This window comes from Teredinibacter waterburyi (assembly GCF_001922985.1).
Classification (GTDB): Bacteria; Pseudomonadota; Gammaproteobacteria; order Pseudomonadales; family Cellvibrionaceae; genus Teredinibacter; species Teredinibacter waterburyi.
This window is the reverse complement of sequence record NZ_MRUH01000168.1, coordinates 103,152-119,989: the sequence shown is the minus strand read 5'-3', so window position 1 is coordinate 119,989 and position 16,838 is coordinate 103,152. Positions and strand designations below refer to the sequence as shown.

At 49.9% G+C, this 16,838-nt stretch carries 12 protein-coding genes; 6 read left to right on the top strand and 6 right to left on the bottom strand.

All coding sequences use genetic code 11. From position 1 onward, the window contains the following. Positions 1-21: 21 nt before the first annotated feature. Complete coding sequence (locus IDZ20_RS14690) at positions 22-1,194, bottom strand: helix-turn-helix domain-containing protein (protein ID WP_188152204.1); 1,173 nt, start codon at positions 1,192-1,194, stop codon at positions 22-24. A 300-nt stretch (positions 1,195-1,494) separates the two neighbouring features. Between IDZ20_RS14690 and kdgK the strand changes: the two genes are divergently transcribed. The 5 genes from kdgK to IDZ20_RS14665 all read left to right on the top strand — a co-directional run bounded on the left by kdgK (position 1,495) and on the right by IDZ20_RS14665 (position 7,909). Continuing rightward, positions 1,495-2,490, top strand: a complete 996-nt coding sequence (kdgK, locus tag IDZ20_RS14685) for a 2-dehydro-3-deoxygluconokinase (protein ID WP_188152203.1) — start codon at positions 1,495-1,497, stop codon at positions 2,488-2,490. A 140-nt stretch (positions 2,491-2,630) separates the two neighbouring features. Continuing rightward, the gene (gene manD, locus IDZ20_RS14680) at positions 2,631-3,839 is read left to right on the top strand and encodes a D-mannonate dehydratase ManD (protein ID WP_188152202.1); all 1,209 of its coding nucleotides are present in this window, start codon (positions 2,631-2,633) and stop codon (positions 3,837-3,839) included. Between the two features lie 63 nt (positions 3,840-3,902). Beyond that, a complete protein-coding gene (gene uxaC, locus IDZ20_RS14675; RefSeq protein ID WP_188152201.1) occupies positions 3,903-5,333 on the top strand; it encodes a glucuronate isomerase in 1,431 nt (476 codons plus the stop codon). A gap of 189 nt (positions 5,334-5,522) precedes the next feature. Then, complete coding sequence (locus tag IDZ20_RS14670) at positions 5,523-6,164, top strand: putative glycoside hydrolase (RefSeq protein WP_188152200.1); 642 nt, start codon at positions 5,523-5,525, stop codon at positions 6,162-6,164. A gap of 539 nt (positions 6,165-6,703) precedes the next feature. After that, a complete protein-coding gene (locus IDZ20_RS14665; protein WP_188152199.1) occupies positions 6,704-7,909 on the top strand; it encodes a GAF domain-containing sensor histidine kinase in 1,206 nt (401 codons plus the stop codon). On the opposite strand, the gene IDZ20_RS14660 is transcribed toward IDZ20_RS14665, so the two are convergent. The 4 genes from IDZ20_RS14660 to IDZ20_RS14645 form a co-directional block, all read right to left on the bottom strand. Further along, positions 7,906-9,240, bottom strand: a complete 1,335-nt coding sequence (locus IDZ20_RS14660; protein WP_188152198.1) for a magnesium transporter — start codon at positions 9,238-9,240, stop codon at positions 7,906-7,908. The two genes, IDZ20_RS14665 and IDZ20_RS14660, sit on opposite strands and share 4 nt — an antisense overlap. 134 nt (positions 9,241-9,374) lie before the next feature. Continuing rightward, positions 9,375-10,388 carry a succinylglutamate desuccinylase/aspartoacylase family protein gene (locus tag IDZ20_RS14655; RefSeq protein ID WP_188152197.1) on the bottom strand — a complete coding sequence of 338 codons (1,014 nt, stop codon included), beginning with the start codon at positions 10,386-10,388 and terminating at the stop codon, positions 9,375-9,377. Positions 10,389-10,391: 3 nt separating this feature from the next. Further along, the gene (gene rimK, locus IDZ20_RS14650) at positions 10,392-11,297 is read right to left on the bottom strand and encodes a 30S ribosomal protein S6--L-glutamate ligase (protein ID WP_188152196.1); all 906 of its coding nucleotides are present in this window, start codon (positions 11,295-11,297) and stop codon (positions 10,392-10,394) included. A gap of 390 nt (positions 11,298-11,687) precedes the next feature. Continuing rightward, complete coding sequence (locus tag IDZ20_RS14645) at positions 11,688-13,742, bottom strand: M13 family metallopeptidase (RefSeq protein ID WP_188152195.1); 2,055 nt, start codon at positions 13,740-13,742, stop codon at positions 11,688-11,690. A gap of 420 nt (positions 13,743-14,162) precedes the next feature. Here IDZ20_RS14645 and IDZ20_RS14640 point away from each other — a divergent pair, with 420 nt between their 5' ends. Further along, positions 14,163-14,885 (top strand): YebC/PmpR family DNA-binding transcriptional regulator, encoded by a 723-nt coding sequence (locus tag IDZ20_RS14640; RefSeq protein ID WP_188152194.1) that lies wholly within the window; start codon positions 14,163-14,165, stop codon positions 14,883-14,885. A 194-nt stretch (positions 14,886-15,079) separates the two neighbouring features. Here IDZ20_RS14640 and IDZ20_RS14635 read toward each other — a convergent pair whose 3' ends face one another. Continuing rightward, entirely contained in the window at positions 15,080-16,828 is a 1,749-nt protein-coding gene (locus IDZ20_RS14635) for a sodium:solute symporter family protein (protein ID WP_188152193.1), read from the bottom strand. Between the last annotated feature and the right edge of the window lie 10 nt (positions 16,829-16,838).

The following is a 16,838-nucleotide window of genomic DNA, read 5'->3' as shown; positions in this document are numbered from 1 at the left end:
CGCCAAGTTATTAACCCAGCACTAGGCTGTTTTGGGTAAATTGGCTTTGCGGAACTGTGACGGCGTAATACCCGTCATAGTGCGGAAGGTGGTGTTGAACACCGACTTCGAATTGAATCCGCAGGCGTACATAATGTCGGTAATTTTTTCAGCATTATGTGCGCACAAGCGGTCCTTTGCTTCTTCAATGCGGTAGCCGTTTACAAATTCATAAAAGTTTTTATGGAAATCGGCATTTAATACATGGGATAAGTGATGGGCGGGAATATCTAGCTGCTGCGCAAACGAGTTGAGCGTTAAATCGGAATCCAAATAGGGTTTTTGGCGCTCCATATAATTGCGTACCATCGCCACATATTCCAACTTCACTGAATCTGGAAGCAGTGCCTGTTTCGCCGGAATGGCTGGAATAGCCATAAGCTTAGCGTTAGCGGGAAGCTGCAAGATATCCGGCTGCTGTAAAGTCACAAAAACCACCGCATTGGTTGCCACAAACAACCCCATTACCGCAAATAGTTTTAAATCCAACGGGTTCACATAGGCAATCTCTGGAAACTGTAACCACAATAGGTTATTCGCATAACGCATCAGCGTAGCGCAGGTAAAACCACCCACTAACAGCAACATCCAACCGAGATTACGATTTTTGATAGTGGAAAAATTAGCGCCCAACTCACGGTGATAGCGATACAGCAACAGGTACAACCAAACCAGATACAGGCCCATATACAGCGTACTTAAACTGGTAAGAACACGGACTTCCGCAAAGGAAAAAACGTAGTTCGCAGCCACCTGCTGTTGTTCTAAGGTTTGCGGACCAAACCCGAGGCGATAAATCATATAGCCGAAATGACAGATGAAGGCGATAAAATGCAACCCATGCCTAGACACTAACCGGAACGACTGCTGTATACGCGACTGCAAATAAAGCAGCAAGAGCGGCCCCAAAAGATAGTCAAACGACATAGCCGCGTGAACAATGTGCGTGTAGTTGTAATGCACATTCAGCTGCAATTTGATCAGCACACCATCCATATAGGCACAGGCGCTGGAAAACATTAGTGCCGCCAACAACAGATTACTGAGCCGATTGCCACGCTGGCTCGTAAATAAGAACAAAGCGAAGAACAACAACAAAAACACCGTGATGACGTCTAAAATTAAATATACTTGGTAAGATGTTTCATACGGCATTCGAGCATTCCTTGAAAATGAAGTCTGGTGCACCATCGTTCGACCGCACTCGTCGCGCGACACTAATTTTGCGGTGGGTAACAAGTGTATGGATGACGGCTATATCGATTAGCCATTGGCTATGCTAACCAACAATCATCAAAAACAGGTTCGGTTTAGCCAAATCGAACCTCAATAAGACTAAATTAGCCCCTATTACCTACTATTAATAGGGGTTTGATAGTTGTAACTTTTAGGGCGCTTGTATAGTCTTGCTGACTATATCCCACGCTCGCAGACCTGCTGGATACCCGCTCCAAGATGAATCAAAATGCCCCACTTTTCCCCAACCCGCCCAGCATTGGCGTAACCCGACGCCTCGCCGCAATTGGCGAATGCATGATCGAAATTGGCGGTAACGGCAAGGGCGGCTTACAGCAGGGCATGGCGGGCGATACCTACAACACCATCGTTTACTTGGCGCGACTGCTCGGTTCCTCTCGTTGGCGCGTGCACTATGTTACCGCCATGGGCGAAGACCCATTTAGTGAACGCATGCTTCACCAGTGGCAGCTTGAAGGCATTCGCTGCGAACTGGTAGCCCGTATACCCGACAAAAACCCCGGCCTCTACTATATTCACCTTAACGAGTCTGGCGAACGCAGTTTCACCTATTGGCGGAACGACTCCGCTGCACGTCAGTGCTTTGAGCACCCAGGTGCCGACGCTACGCTGAAAGAGCTCGAATCCTTCGACTTAATCTATATCAGCGGGATTAGCCTAGCCATTCTGCCGGAAACTAGTCGCATTAAGCTTCTAGCCACCCTCGACAAGATGCGCGCCAAGGGCGGCAAGGTTGTCTTCGATAACAACTATCGTCCCAATCTCTGGTCCAGCGTCGACGAGGCAAAACGCGTTTACAACCAATTTCTCGCCAAGTGCGATATTGCCTTACTCACGCTTGAAGATGAGCAACTCCTGTTTAATTCGCCCTCAGCCGAGCACGTATTGGTGCGCTGCGCATCCCTCGGGATCGACGAGATCGTCATCAAGCGCGGCGCCGAGCCCTGCTTAGTACGCTTCGACCACGGCGTGTTATCGATACCTGCCGAGCCGGTCACTAAAGTGGTTGATACTACTGCCGCTGGCGACTCCTTTAGCGGCGCTTATCTGGCCGCGCGCCTGCACGGAAAAAGCCCGCGCTTGGCTGCAAAATGGGGGCATAAACTGGCAAGCACCGTTATCCAGCACCGTGGCGGCATCCTCGCACGGAAATATATGCCCGACATGCTGACCCTAGGAGAAGCAACCAACTAAACAGAAGCTCTCAGTCCAGCTGCAACCCTTGAGCGTAATCTTCCGCAATTCAAGCAGCCGCTTATTGCAACCCATAGTTAACCTTAAGACTAAAAATTAGGTCGCCAGCGCGCCGCTAGCGCCCCTCGGAGTTTACTCACGTGAAAATCACAGAAGCGAAAGTTATTGTTTGCAGCCCCGGCCGCAATTTTGTCACCCTTAAAATCGTCACCGATGAAGGTGTTTACGGCATCGGCGACGCCACCCTCAATGGACGCGAGAAATCGGTGGTGTCTTTCTTGGAAGATTATCTATGTCCGTCGCTAATTGGTCGCGATCCACAGCGAATTGAAGACATCTGGCAATTTTTTTACCGTGGTGCTTACTGGCGTCGTGGGCCCGTGGGGATGACTGCCATTGCCGCTATCGACACGGCGCTATGGGATATAAAAGCCAAACTTGCCAACATGCCGCTCTACCAGCTACTTGGTGGTCGCAGCCGCGATGGGGTTATGGTTTACACCCACGCCAATGGCCACGATATTGAATCGACTCTGGAGCAGGTAGGCAAGTACGTTGAGAAAGGCTATAAAGCCGTACGGGTACAATGTGGCATTCCCGGCATCGCCAGCACCTATGGCGTGCCCAAGGGCAATAAGGCCTACGAGCCAGCCGATTCAGACCTGCCTTCGGAAACTAGCTGGTCGACTGAAAAATACCTCAACCACATCCCCCAGCTGTTCCAAGAAGTTCGCAAACAGTTTGGCGACGATTTGCATATATTGCACGACGTTCACCACCGTTTAACACCAATAGAAGCCGCTAGACTTGGCAAAGAAGTCGAGCCCTATCACCTGTTCTGGCTTGAAGACTGCGTGCCAGCAGAAAACCAAGAAGCGTTTAAGCTGATCCGCCAACACACCACCACACCGCTGGCTGTCGGCGAAGTGTTCAACAGTATTCACGACTGCCGCGAACTGATTCAAAACCAGTTGATAGACTATATTCGTACCACCGTAGTTCACGCCGGCGGCATTACCCACCTGCGTCGCATTGCCGATTTCGCCGCCCTGTATAATGTGCGCACCGGCAGTCACGGCGCTACCGACCTGTCACCGGTTTGCATGGGCGCAGCGCTGCATTTTGACTACTGGGTGCCGAACTTTGGCATTCAGGAACATATGGCACACAGTGAGCAAATGCTCGAAGTATTCCCCCACGCCTACCGTTTCAATGACGGCTACTTCACCCCCGGTGAACTGCCCGGTCACGGCGTTGATATCAACGAAGAGCTCGCCGCTAAATACCCCTACAAGCGCGCCTGCCTGCCGGTTGCTCGCCTAGAAGACGGCACGCTGTGGAATTGGTAAACACTTTTTGAATTTGACTGTTAGGTGCCAGACGCAAACCGGCGCCGACTAAAAGGATCCAACATGAAATCGTTTATGGGCGAAGACTTTTTACTCTCTACAGATAGCGCTCTCGAGCTGTATCACCAACACGCGGCATCCCAGCCGATCATCGACTATCACTGCCATCTACCGCCCGCCGAAATCGCCGCAGACCGCCAGTTCGATAACCTCGCACAAATCTGGCTTGAAGGTGATCACTACAAGTGGCGAGCGCTCCGCACTGCCGGAGTTAGTGAGCACTTAATAACGGGCAAGGCTACAGATTTAGAGAAGTATCAAGCATGGGCCAACACCGTTCCGCAATGTCTAGGCAACCCCCTGTATACCTGGACCCACCTCGAACTTCAGCGCCCCTTTGGTATTTATGGGCGACTATTCGGCCCGAAAACAGCTAACCAAATCTGGCGCGAGTGCAACGCCATGCTGGCGACTCCCGAGTTCAGCGCACGCGGTATTATGCAGCAGATGAATGTGAAGATGGTGGGCACCACCGATGACCCAATCGACGACCTAAGCCACCACAAAGCCTTGCAAGACAGCGATTTCGACGTGCAAGTTTTGCCCAGCTTTAGACCCGACCGCAGCTACAAAATTGAGCTGCCCAACTTTATTAACTACCTCGAGCGCTTAGGTGCTGCCGCCGATATCACTATCACCCGATTCGATGATTTAACTCGCGCCCTCAAGCAGCGGCTCGATCACTTTGGCGCTCACGGCTGCTCAATCGCCGACCACGGTATAGAAGTGGTGCGCTACGCTCCCGTACCCGACATAAACGATCTAGACGCCATACTGCAACGCCGGCTCAATCAGGGCACCGACAGTCAATGCCTATTAAGCGAGCTCGAAATCGCCCAATTCAGCACCGCTGTTCAGGTGTGGCTGGGGCGCCAATACGCCGAACGCGGCTGGGTAATGCAATATCACATGGGTGCACAGCGCGATAACAATAGTCGCCTGCACACACAACTAGGCCCCAATACCGGATTTGACTCGATTGGTGACCTACCCCTAGCCGCGCCGCTGGCCGGCCTACTCAACGCTATGGATATTAGCAACGAGCTGCCCAAAACCATTCTCTACGGCATCAACCCCAGCGCCAATGAAGTGCTTGGCACCATGATCGGCAATTTTCAGGACGGCGCGGTCGCAGGCAAGGTACAGCTCGGTTCCGGCTGGTGGTTTAACGATCAGAAGGACGGCATGCTGCGGCAAATGATGCAACTCTCACAACTCGGCTTACTCAGTCGCTTTGTGGGCATGCTCACCGATTCACGTAGCTTCCTGTCCTACACGCGGCACGAATACTTCCGTCGCTTACTGTGTGAAATGCTCGGCAACTGGATTGAGAACGGCGAGCTGCCCAACGACCTAAACTTAGTTGGCGGTATGGTTGAGGACATTTGTTTTAACAATGCTAATCAGTACTTCAACCTCAATATTGGCCGCTAGACTTGCGCTACAACTGAGTAACAGGTATTTTTTTAGTCTAGAAAGCGAGGGTGTATCGCGCTAGGCTCACCGTTACACTATTGGCTCAATTGCCAAGGTAACGCCCAAGCTAGAACAATAAAAATACAACTTAGTTAGAGGAAATTCACTATGATTGGCTACTTTTCACGACGGATCAAAGCATATTCAATGCTTTTTGGATTTGTCACCTGTGCGGCATTGACGCCCAGCATAAGCGCAGCAGAAACAGCCAAGGATGACGCTAAAACGGCTTTAAACCCACTATTCTTCTATTACTATAATGGCGAGCTGGTTGGTAATCGCTCGTTTAGCGTAAGTGATCCCGATAACTGGGGCGGTGTTCAAGCCAAGAATCTGACCGCCACGTCGACTGGAAGCAAAGTGAGTATCTCGCCCACCAACTACCGCGGAGAAGGCGACGCCATTCTGGTTGAGTGGAGCCGCAAAAAGAAGAAGGGGCAACTCACCTTAGGTGGTGGCGCTCCCGTTGACATTAGTGCCGCAAAAGATGCCGCTGCACTCACCTTTGATATTCGTATCGACACCATGTCAAAAAAACCAGTGATGGTCGGAATGGACTGTGGTTACCCCTGCCGCGCGGAACTCAACATTTCCAAGCAATTGCGCAGCTATCCGAAAAAAGAGTGGTTTACCTTCCCAATCCCCCTTAACTGCTTTACCAGTGACGATTTCGACCTTTCAAAAATCACCGGGCCACTGATGCTTAGTACTGAGGGCAAGATGACCGCGGCCATCGCCAATGTGCGTTTGGAGCGACTACCGCCTGGCGAAACTGGTTGCGCAGAGTAACTCTCTGTAGGTCGCAAACGACTATTGAGTAAGCTTTTATAAACCCGCAAAAAGAAAGCGGACAAACCCCGCCAGAAGTTTGTCCGCTTCAAGTCACAAACAGAGCCAATAGTTGGCTCTGTTTGTTTGATTGCGATTGGGCAAGCCCGCCCGCAATCGAGGGGGGTGCCAGCGGAAGAAATCTGCCCACTAAGCACCGCCGCTAAACAATTGACTCCTGTCGATTGCCTAGCTGAGTTCAAATTTATCAATTCTTCGACCTGAAAATCGTCCCAATTCAGGATAAAGCGCAAATTGCGACGTGACACAGATCACAGTTCGTCTCCCCTCAGCGCTAATATCAACAATACACGCGTATTCCATCGCTTCCCTTCCTGCAAGCTACTTCAACCCATTCTCTAAATCCGTTTGCACTTATATCTACCAAAGTGCTGATCGGATAATTATTTGTTGATCATTTATCAAACGAATCCGGCTGTTAGTCTAGTCTACAGCTATAGTTAGGCTATCAGTCATCGATTTAATTTAACGCAGACATTATGCAAAGCGCAGCCAAACACCCCCAAGAACAGCTTCGGCTACAAGCCCTGCTTGATTACCTTGTGCTGGACACAGAAGCGGAGCAATCTTTTGACGAACTAACAGCGTTAGCTAGCAGTATCTGTGATACGCCTATATCACTGGTTAGCCTAGTAGATAGCGAACGCCAGTGGTTTAAGTCTCGAACCGGCCTAGACGCCAGCGAAACCCCCAGATCTTTAGCGTTTTGCGCACACGCCATACTTGAAGACGGTATTTTTGAAGTTGAAGATACACTTTCAGACAAGCGTTTCTCCGACAACCCTCTTGTCACTGGCGCCCCCAATATTCGCTTTTACGCTGGCGCACCGCTTATTACATCCGAACAGCTGCCGATTGGCACCTTGTGTGTAATTAGCGACCAACCGATGAAACTTACTAGCCAGCAACGTCAAGCCTTGCAGGTATTGGCTCGGCAGGTCATTAGCCAACTCGATTTGCGCTCAAGAAACCGTCAATTAGAGCTTATTGGCCGTGAGCGAGAAAAACTCCTTTCGACTATTGCTCACGATTTGCGCGGGCCATTCAATTTTATCCTTGGCTATGCCAAAGCCTTAGCGACGAAACTAGACACTATGGATCCAAGCCGGGTCAGTATTATGGCCAAAGGTATTTGGCAGGGCTCGCTCGACGTATTTCAAACCTTGGATGAGTTACTGCAGTGGTCATCTAACAACCTAGGTAAAGCTCCTCAACCCAAAGCAACGCTCGTTAGCGAATTAGTTGATGATGCACATCTGTTGTTAAAAGATGCCTTTAGTATCAAAAAGCTTCGTTTTGTAGCGAAAACCCCTGAAAATATGGCCGCACTCTGTGATGAAACCCTCAGCAAAGCCATACTTCGTAACCTTATCGCCAATGCTATTAAATACTCGAGCGCGAACGGCGAAATTGTAGTTGAAGTCAGCGATGTAGCCGCCGCAGGAGATAACCCCGCGACAATAGAAATCGCGGTAAGCGATGAAGGTACCGGCGTACCTGCAGCACTAATTGACAAGCTTTTTACGACACCTTTAGACAGCCAATTAGGGACTTGTGGCGAAACGGGTACTGGCCTAGGTTTACAGCTCTGTTACGACTTCGCTATAAAGCAAAACGGTAAAATATGGTTAGATAGACGTTACCAGAAGGGAGCACGCATCGTATTGTCGCTGCCAAAAGCCTAGGTCAAAATGATGGTTCCCAAGCCTAGGAAGGCGACAAATCCAACCACGTCGGTAACGGTGGTTAGGATTACCGCTCCACTAAGCGCAGGGTCAATCTCTAACTTATCAAGCACAATTGGGATGAGTACGCCGGAGACCGCTGCGGTCACAATATTGGTGATAATCGCACCGCCAATCACAAAGCCAAGTGGAATATTTCCAAACCAGACCGCAACCACCACGCCAATAACAAGCGCCCACAACACGCCATTTAGCCAGCCAACCCGAACTTCTTTGCTCAATAGTGCCGCCATATTCAAACGAGAAATTTGGCCAAGCGCCAAGCCACGCACAATCAGCGTAAGAGTTTGACTACCGGCGATGCCGCCCATAGACGCGACCACCGGCATCAGCACAGCCAATACCACAACTTTCTCAAGGGTTGCTTCAAACAGCCCGATAAACCAAGACGCCAACAGCGCGGTTAGCAGGTTGATACCCAGCCAAATAGCGCGAGTTTCTGCACTGCGGCGAACCGGCGCGAACAAATCTGCATCTTCAGCCAAACCTGCGCCAGCCATAATTTTGGATTCGGCATCTTCCTGAATAACTTCACTCGCAGTACGAATATCCAAACGCCCCAACAGCAAGCCAGTGCTATCCAATACGGGTAAAGCAGCATAACCGGAGCGCACGACTTTCAGCGACGCCTCAACAATATCCATATCCGCGGATAAGGTCGGATATTCATCTAGACGCAACTCGGAAATTAAACGGTGATCCGGCGCGGTAATAATGTCGGTTATCAGTACACAGCCTGTCCAGTGGCCAATACGATTGGCGAGATACAACACCTCGGTGTGGTCGGGCACTTCGCGTCGCAACACGCGCAAAGATTCCGAAGTGTGGGTGTTTTGCGGTACTACCAAAATTTGGCGATTCAACCAGTGACCGACCTGGTCGTCATCGTACTTCTGTGCAGAATCATAAAACGAGCGCTGGCGTTGATCCATACTCGCCAAAGCTTTATCAATTAAACGACCGGGCAGGGCATCGGCCAGTTCGAGTAGATCTTCCGCCTCCATATCGGCGAACAGTTCAAGCAGCACAGGTTCTGGCAATTCGCGAATCAATAACTTCTGCGATTCACCGCGCAGCTCAACAAGAACATTTAGACGTTTGTGGTCGGGGATTTCATCCCAGGCAAGCAAACGCTGCTCGTGGGGTAACGACTCCAGCACCAGCGCGGCTTGACCAAAGTCCTCATCGGTCAGCGCCTGTGACAGGGCGTCACTGACGCTTTCCGGAACTTCGATACTTGACTCTAACTTCTCATCCAGCTCTTCAGTCATCAACTCTCGCTTAATTAGTCCTGCTCGTTAGGTGCTATTCGCTTACTGTTAATTATTTCACTACTACCAAGTGTTTCACTGCAACTCACTAGGTTATTAGTTGTTACATCTCTAGCAAGTTGGGACTGCCGGCGCTAAAAAATCTCGGGTGCATACAAATCTTGCATCAATTCAATATGCTCGGCAACTTCATCACCCTCTTTGCCAAAATAGGCAATGTGGTACAAGGCATCACCCTCCTGTACCAAGGGAATATTTTGCTTACCTATAACAATGCCGCGCCGTGTTGCTTTAACAAGGCTTAACACCTCGCCAAGTGGCCCGCCGATCTCGGCCAACACATCGTCGGCCTCAACAGCATCACCCAAATTCTTTAAGCTCCGCACGATACCGCTAGCATTAGCGCGAAACCAACCCGAATTATAGGCTACAAAAGGCGTTATCTTCTTTTTACCGCGGCGCATATTGGTCATACCGAGGTGCTTGAGAATATTAATCACCCCGTTGACGCCAGCGGCAATGGCCAGCTCGTCAAATCGTAACGCTTCACCGGCTTCGTAGAGTAGAATTTTTTTCCCGGCCTCCACGGCAGACTGTCGCAGCGAACCATCACGCGTGGTGGAATTTATTAAAACCGGCACCCCGAACTGTTCGGCGAGATTACGGGTTTCTGGGTCGTCCAAATCGGCGCGAATTTGCGGTAAGTTAGTGCGATGAATCGCACCTGTATGCAGATCGATGCCATAGTCACTTTTATTAACAATTTCGTTAAGAAAAATATTGGCAACACGCCCCGCAAGCGGGCCCTTTTCCGAGCCGGGAAAACACCGATTCAAATCCCGTCGATCGGGCATATATCGACTTTGGTTGAGCACGCCGTAGACATTTACCATAGGAACTAAAATCAACGCCCCAGCGGAAATTTTTAAGCGCGGGTGCTGGTTCAGCCGGCGAATAATTTCGATGCCGTTTAACTCATCACCATGTACGGCAGCACTTACAAATACCACGGGGCCTTTCTTTTTACCGGTAATAACCTGAATCGGAATAGAAATATCGGTATCCGTATATAGGCGAATCGCGGGCAGGTGTATCTGCGCCGTTTTATCTGCTGCAATGGTTTGCCCAGCGATGGTAATACTTGTCATGACTTAACCTTTTCCGCGGGTCTTATTGTTGTTCGGTTTGGCGGATTTTTCGATAAACTCAAAGATCAAACCTGCCACATCTTTGTCGGTTGCTGTCTCGATACCCTCTAAGCCAGGCGACGAGTTGACCTCCATAACCACCGGGCCATTATTGGATTGCAAGATATCAACCCCGCATACATTCAAGCCCATAATTTTTGCCGCGTTAACAGCCGTTGCACGCTCTTCTTTACTGAGGCGAATAACTTCTGCCGAACCGCCGCGGTGTAAGTTGGATCGAAAATCGCCTTCGGCCCCCTGACGTTTCATGGCGGCGACCACGCGGCTGCCAACAACAAAGCAGCGGATGTCGGCACCGCCAGCTTCTTTAATAAACTCCTGAACTAAGATGTTCGCTTTTAGACCCATAAAGGCTTCGATCACACTCTCGGCAACTTTATTAGTATCCGCCAGTACCACACCAATGCCCTGTGTACCCTCAAGCAACTTAACAACCAAAGGTGCGCCGCCGACATTTTTAATTAAGTCTTTAATTTTGTCCGGGCGATTGGCAAACCCGGTGCGCGGCAGACCTACGCCCTTGCGTGACAACAGTTGTAACGAACGCAACTTGTCACGCGAACGACTGATGGCAACCGATTCATTTACACAAAAGGTTCCCATCATTTCAAACTGGCGTACCACTGCCGTTCCATAAAATGTAACGGAGGCGCCAATACGAGGAATAACGGCGTCGTAAGCGGGGAGTTCTTCACCGTAATAGCGCACGGTGGGGTTGCTGCTAGTAATGTCCATGTAGCAGTGTAGGGTGTCAATAACATCTACCTCATGACCGCGTGCCTCGCCAGCTTCTTTTAAGCGGCGAGTAGAGTAAAGATTTTCATTTCTGCTGAGTATCGCAATTTTCATGGCAAGATCCTGATATTTGAATAGGCTCAAAACCCAGCGTCTGTTTTACAGCGGCGGGGACATCGAAAATAGGTGGGAGTTTCTGGAATTATTAAAATGCCGCCCTAGACTACCGTTTTGAATTACGGCTGTGCAGCACTCTTTTACAAGTTTACAAGCTCGATTTTAAGCTCTGTTTTGGCGTTTATTGGTATCTAACTAGAGCGCCTCTAAAGCTTAGCAAAGAAGGCGGCATTGTTTCAGATTTTATTGGCGATGACTATGTTGTTTTGAGCTATGCGGCATGCTTTTTTGTTAATAAACGACGGCTGCAAATTTTGCCGAAAACGACGCGGGTAGCCCTTCCACAAGGGACCTACCCACGCCGGCTCTGACGACGATTAACAAATCTTACCAAATAGAGACGCGCTCTTCTGGCGGTAGATATAAAGCGTTATCTGGACCAACATTAAAGGCTTGGTACCAAGCATCGATATTGCGCACTACGCCATTAACACGATATTGAGCGGGGCTGTGCGGATCGGTTAATAGCTGCTGCGACAACGCCTCTTCACGAGCCTTGGCGCGCCATACATGTGCCCACGACAAAAAGAATCGTTGGTCACCCGTTAAGCCATCAAGAACCGGTGGCTCACCATGCTCCGCCTTATAACGTTGGAATGCAGCGTAAGCGATTTCCACGCCACCAAGGTCGCCTATGTTTTCACCTAGAGTAAGGGTGCCGTTTACATTCATGCCTTCAATCGGCGAATATTGATTGTATTGCGCAACTAATTTGTCGGCTTCCTTTTTAAAGTGGGAGGCTGACTCTTCCGTCCACCAATCGCGGATCCGACCGCGCTCGTCAAACTTGCGCCCTTGGTCATCAAAACCGTGACCCATTTCATGACCAATAACACCGCCAATTGCACCGTAGTTCACGGCAGGGTCGGCATTTAAATCAAAGAACGGCGCCTGCAATATTCCGGCGGGAAAGGTTAGCTGATTCAGCAATGGGTTATATGACGCGTTGACAACTTGTGGCGGCCAGTGCCATTCATCGCGATCGACAGGGCCCTCTAGTCGTTTTAAATCCAACGCCCATTCAAACTCGGTCATACGCAAGGCGTTACCCATGCGGTCGCCTTTGACAATTTCTAGGGTTGAATAATCCGTCCACTTGGTGGGGTAGCCAATGCGTGGTTCAAAGGTCGACAGCTTTAGCAGTGCCTGTTTTTTTGTCGGCGCATCCATCCAATCGTTATTGGCCAGGCGCTCCTGCAATACTTCGCGCAGATTTTCTACCAGCTCATCCATTTTGGTTTTTGCGATAGGCGGGAAGTGACGCTTTAGATAGATTTTGCCTACAGCCTCGCCGAGGCTGCTATTGATTAAATCGGCGCCGCGCTGCCAGCGTGGTTTTTGCTGCTCGATGCCTTTTAAGGTTTTGTCATAAAAGTCAAAACGGGCTACTTCAAACGCTTGTGGTAATTCCCAGGCGTGGTTGTTTACAAAGTGAAAACGTAGGTAGTCCTTCCACAATTCCAAGTCAACGCTGTTAACAAGTTCTGCGGAGGCGGTAAAAGTACTCGGCTGCATAATCACTAAGTTGTCGACAGCACCTAAACCGCTGGGCTGAAAGAATGCGTTCCAATCCATCGCTGGCGCCAATTCCATCAACTGCTGTTTGCTCATAGGGTTATAGATTTTTTCCAGCTCGCGATTATCTTCCTCACTCCACTGCACTTCGGCCAACTGTTTTTCTAATGCGAATATGGCTTTGGCTTTTTGCTCGGCATTATCAATACCTGCGAGGGCTTGCATCTGGGTAATGTAAGCAATATAGGCGCTGCGATAATCGGCAAAACGCTGCTCTTGTTTCAGATAGTAGTCGCGATTCGGCAAACCTAAACCGGCCTGATAACCAATCACGATGTATTGAGAAGAATCTGCTGGATCGGGAATAATTCCAAAACCGAACGGCGCTGCGCTGTGTAGGCTACCCAGCATGTTGATCAAGTCGGCACGAGAACTAATCGCAGTAATCTTATCGAAGTGGGGTTTTAGGGTCGTTAGTCCTAGCTGATCAGTGGTGTCGGTATCCATCCAAGTGGCGTAGAAATCACCAACTTTTTGCGCCAAAGTCCCAGCCTTGGCATCGCTATCACCCAGCTCTTGAATAATAGCTTTTACCTGCTCATCAGACTTCTGGTTAAGAATATCAAACACCCCATAACGAGCGCGATCAGCGGGAATTTCATAATTGTTTAACCAACTGCCACTGGCGTAGCGGTGGAAGTCGTCACCTGGCGCGACACTAAGATCCATACCACTGAGGTCGATGCCCCAATTGCCGTACTGCGCCTGCGCGGTGTGATCGGCCTCCATCTTGTGTTGACTCTGCTGACTACAACCAACAATCGCTAGGGCGAGTAGATTGGCTGCAAAAAACTGCTTTAGGGTCATTCCGTATTCTCCTTTTTTCAATTAGGCATGGGTTCTACTGACTATTTAGTGCAGCTGGATATTCCCTGCTACGACCAGTGGCGCATTAAGCCTCTAGTAGACAGCGCCAGACGCGATCCTCTCCGCAGGTTCGACCTTCAACCCCCACAAAAGTGCCGCCGAGCGAGTTTTGCATACTTCGCCGGTCTTGGGAAATAGCGACATCCGCATTGTGCTATAGCCATATACTAACTTAGCGCACCGCTAAATTGCGCCGAAAGCACTTACCTTAAACCGCCGAACACAATAGGATAGGCGCCGAAACCCGCCGATTATGACGCAGGGCTTAACGCGGCTGCGATTTAACGTCATAATTCCCGCCTTTCACAAGGTGTTCTCAAACACCCTTTGTTACAAAACCAGCAATAGAAGAGCCAACCCATGGGACGAACATACGAAAACCGCAAGGCCTCCATGGCCAAAACAGGGGCCATGAAGACCAAACTCTACTCTAAATTCGGTAAAGAAATTTACGTTTGCGCCAAGAACGGCGGCCCAGAAGTAGACAGCAATCTCAGCCTGCGCCGCTTGATAGAAAAGGCGAAAAAGAATCAGGTGCCCGGTAATATTATTGATAAGGCGATTGATAAAGCTCGTGGTGGTGGTGGTGAAGATTTCGTAACCGTACGTTTTGAGGGGTTTGGCCCCGGCAACTGTATGATCATTGTCGACTGCTTAACCGACAACAACAATCGTACCTTTGGCGATGTTCGCACCTGCTTCAATAAGGCGAAAGCAAAAATTGGTGCGCAGGGTGCAGTCGCCCACATGTTTGACCATCGCGCGGTATTTTCTTTTAAGCATGACGATGAAGACGCTGTTCTCGAAGCCTTGATGGAAGACGATGTCGACGTAGCCGAAATTGAAAATGAAGATGGCATTATTACCGTGCTGGCACCTCACACCGAGTTCTATAAAACCAAAACGGCGCTAGCCGACGCCTTCCCAGAACTCGATATTGAAGTAGAGGAAATTACCTTTATTCCACAAACCTACGCCGAGCTGAATGAAGAAGATACCGCTATGCTCGATAAGCTGGTGGATCTACTTAACGACTGTGACGACGTGCAAGAGGTTTACCACAACGCTGATGCCCCTAGTTAAGCGCACTAATCTCTAGCGTAAGACTATTGCAGCTAGGTATGCACCATCGAGGTATCGTAGCTTAGGATACATACTGTAAATAAAAAGCCGGTTGCTTACCCTTAACAAGGGAAGCAACCGGCTTTTTTGTGCCCCAGCTTTTATTGCCTAACTGCAAACTACGCAAACAGGACAACTAACCCTAGGAACATTCTCTAGTGATCTAGACTCTGTTCGATTTCAACCGGTGCACCCGCGTGGTCTGGCATTCGAATTTCTTCCACCATATCTTGCACATCTTGTGGCGGGGCTTTGGTTACGGCCGATACTGCAAAAGCTACCGCGAAGTTGGCAACCGCACCAATCACACCAAAGGCATTTGGCTCAATACCGAAAAACCAATTCGCTGGCATATCACCAAGGAACGAGGTGCTGGCGACAAACATGATGCCCTTGTGCTGAAACACGTAAAGCAAGGTGATCACCAAGCCGGTTAACATACCGGCAATGGCGCCTTCGCGGTTTATACGCTTGCTAAAAATGCCCATCATCAAGGCGGGAAATATCGACGAAGCCGCCAAACCAAATGCGAGCGCAACCGTACCCGCCGCAAAATCGGGCGGGTTAAAGCCGAGATACCCGGCCACGGCAATAGCGCCGGCCATAGCAATACGGCTGGCATTCAGCTCCTGCTTCTCGGAAATATTCGGTAACAACACGCCTTTTAATAGATCGTGTGAAATCGCCGACGCAATCGCCAATAGTAAACCCGCTGCAGTCGATAAGGCCGCAGCCAAGCCCCCGGCAGCGACCAACGCAATCACCCAATTGGGCAACTGGGCGATTTCGGGGTTAGCCAAAACCATAATATCGCGGTCGACTTTAACCATTTCATTCTCGGCTGGGTCGGCGGTATAGGTAATCAAACCGTCATCGTTTTTGTCTTTAAACTCCAGCAGACCAGTTTTTTCCCATTTTTTAAACCAGCTAGGGCGGTCTTCATAGGCGAGCTGCTGACCGGCTTCTGGAGAAATGGTCTGGTGCAGATTTAAACGTGCCATAGCCGCAACCGCAGGCGCAGTAGAGTAAAGAATCACGATAAACACCAAGGCCCAAAAGGCCGACTTGCGCGCATCGCTAACTTTTTTAACGGTGAAGAAGCGAATGATCACGTGGGGTAACCCGGCGGTGCCAATCATCAGCGAGAGGGTGTAGGCGAAGGTGTTCACCGTACTTAATCTCGCACTTGTAGTGTATTGGTCGAAACCGAGGTCGGTGACAATTAAATCGAGCTTATCGAGTAGATAGGTGTCCGACCCGGTTAAGGTCGACCCCAAACCCAATTGCGGTATCGGGTTGCCGGTAAGCTGCAGGGATATAAAGATCGCGGGAATGGTATAGGCAAAAATCAACACGCAATACTGGGCAATTTGGGTATAGGTAATACCTTTCATACCGCCCATAACAGCGTAGACAAATACAATGCTCATACCCACGACCAAACCGGTGCCGTAATCCACTTCCAGAAAGCGAGAAAAGGCAACACCGACGCCCTTCATTTGACCGATAACATAGGTAACAGAAGCGACGATTAAGCAGACAACCGCAACAATACGCGCGGCCTTAGAATAGTAGCGATCGCCAATAAATTCCGGCACGGTAAACTTGCCGTACTTACGCAGGTAGGGCGCCAGTAACATCGCCAACAATACGTAACCGCCAGTCCAGCCCATTAGAAATACGCTGCCGCCGTAGCCATAAAAGGCGATAAGCCCAGCCATAGATAAAAACGATGCCGCCGACATCCAATCCGCCGCTGTCGCCATGCCATTGGCAACGGGGTGAACACCGCCACCGGCAACGTAAAATTCATGGGTAGAACCTGCGCGCGCCCAAAAAGCGATGCCTACGTAAACCGCAAAGGTAATACCTACAATAATAAAAGTTAGGGTTTGTAAATCCACCGGTCGCTCC

Excerpts from the sequence above, each read along its gene's own strand:
- IDZ20_RS14690 (WP_188152204.1), bottom strand. The coding sequence starts at position 1,194 with ATGCCGTATGAAACATCTTACCAAGTATATTTAATTTTAGACGTCATC.
- kdgK (WP_188152203.1), top strand. The coding sequence starts at position 1,495 with ATGAATCAAAATGCCCCACTTTTCCCCAACCCGCCCAGCATTGGCGTA.
- uxaC (WP_188152201.1), top strand. The coding sequence starts at position 3,903 with ATGAAATCGTTTATGGGCGAAGACTTTTTACTCTCTACAGATAGCGCT.
- IDZ20_RS14670 (WP_188152200.1), top strand. The coding sequence starts at position 5,523 with ATGCTTTTTGGATTTGTCACCTGTGCGGCATTGACGCCCAGCATAAGC.
- IDZ20_RS14665 (WP_188152199.1), top strand. The coding sequence starts at position 6,704 with ATGCAAAGCGCAGCCAAACACCCCCAAGAACAGCTTCGGCTACAAGCC.
- IDZ20_RS14660 (WP_188152198.1), bottom strand. The coding sequence starts at position 9,240 with ATGACTGAAGAGCTGGATGAGAAGTTAGAGTCAAGTATCGAAGTTCCG.
- IDZ20_RS14655 (WP_188152197.1), bottom strand. The coding sequence starts at position 10,388 with ATGACAAGTATTACCATCGCTGGGCAAACCATTGCAGCAGATAAAACG.
- rimK (WP_188152196.1), bottom strand. The coding sequence starts at position 11,297 with ATGAAAATTGCGATACTCAGCAGAAATGAAAATCTTTACTCTACTCGC.
- IDZ20_RS14645 (WP_188152195.1), bottom strand. The coding sequence starts at position 13,742 with ATGACCCTAAAGCAGTTTTTTGCAGCCAATCTACTCGCCCTAGCGATT.
- IDZ20_RS14640 (WP_188152194.1), top strand. The coding sequence starts at position 14,163 with ATGGGACGAACATACGAAAACCGCAAGGCCTCCATGGCCAAAACAGGG.